This is a genomic window from Mycobacterium kyorinense (assembly GCF_001672775.1).
Classification (GTDB): Bacteria; Actinomycetota; Actinomycetes; order Mycobacteriales; family Mycobacteriaceae; genus Mycobacterium; species Mycobacterium kyorinense_A.
Genome location: NZ_LZKJ01000048.1, coordinates 1 through 1,318 on the forward strand (window position 1 = coordinate 1; position 1,318 = coordinate 1,318).

Sequence of the window (1,318 nt, forward strand, 5' to 3'; positions counted from 1 at the left end):
GTGTTGCTCCTATGTCAAGCGGCCGCGTGTCGTGGTGGTTGAAGGTTGGTTTGGTGGTCGGTGCGTAAGCGTTGAACGACGTCGCGGGCGATGAAGCGTTTGAGGCAGCGCAGCGCTTCTTTTTTGGTTTTGCCTTCTGCGATCTTCTTGCGGTAGTAGGTCCGGCTGGGGCCGGGATGGCGGATCTGGGTGATGGCGATGCGATGCAGGGCGGCGTTGAGTTGGCGATTGCCGCAGCGGCTCAACCGCACCCGGCCGGTGGTGTTGCCCGACCACGCTGGAATCGGCGCCGCCCCGGCGTGGCGGGCGTAGGCGGCTTCGCTGCTGAACCGGGTGATGCCGGCGGTTTCGCCGACGATCTTGGCGGCGGTCAACTCCGCACAACCGTGCATTTCCAGCAGGGCCGGGGCGACCTTATGCACCCGGGCGCTGATGCGCTTTTCCAAAAGGGTGATCTTGTCGGTGAGCGTGATGATGTCCAACAATTCCTCCCCGGCCAGCTCAGCCACCAGACCCGAATATCTGTCCAAAACGGGCCACAACGCCTGCTGATGCTTGTCGCGGTCCAGCGCACCCGGGATATGTTCTGGGTCGAGTTCATGAACCCACCACCGCAGCCGGTTGATCGACGCGGTGCGTTGGGCCACAAGGACTTCGCGTCGATCCACCAAGAGTTTCAACTCGCGGGAGACCTCGTCGTGAGAAGCCACCGGCAGACTGGGTTCTCGCAGCACCGCGCGCGCCACCGCCGCGGCATCGATGGGATCAGACTTGCCGCGAGTGCGCGCCGAGGCCCGGATCTGGCTCATCAACTTGGTCGGTACCCGCACCACCTGCTGACCGGCGCTAAGCAGATCGCGTTCCAGTCGAGCCGACATATTGCGGCAGTCCTCGATGCCCCACACCAAATCAGTGCCGAACTGCTCACGCGCCCACACGATCGCCGACACATGCCCGGCGCTGGTGGCCTTAACGACCTTGTGATCCAGTGTGCGTCCGACTTCATCGACGGCCACAAAAGTGTGTGTCCGCTTGTGCACATCGGCTCCAACAACAACCATGGTGGTTGCCTCCTTTACTCAGAGGTGACGGTTGGGCCGGTCGGCGGACATAGCTCAGTGGGGGCGAAGCCACGCTCCTATCAGGTCACGTCGGCCGGTCCTTCACACCTGATGCCGACAAAACACGCTCAACGTCAACCCGAAGGCGACACGCAAAACCCTGAGTCAGACACCAAGTGATCCGGAACCAACCACCGCGAAGCGGCCCTGTCACGCCGACACACCGCAACGCAGCACCATCACCCTGACACTGAGCG

At 62.7% G+C, this 1,318-nt stretch carries 1 protein-coding gene; it reads right to left on the reverse strand.

The genetic code is table 11. The features are described from left to right. Positions 1 to 14 precede the first annotated feature (14 nt). Positions 15 to 1,061 carry an IS110 family transposase gene (locus tag A5707_RS04195; protein ID WP_065013267.1) on the reverse strand — a complete coding sequence of 349 codons (1,047 nt, stop codon included), beginning with the start codon at positions 1,059 to 1,061 and terminating at the stop codon, positions 15 to 17. Positions 1,062 to 1,318 lie beyond the last annotated feature (257 nt).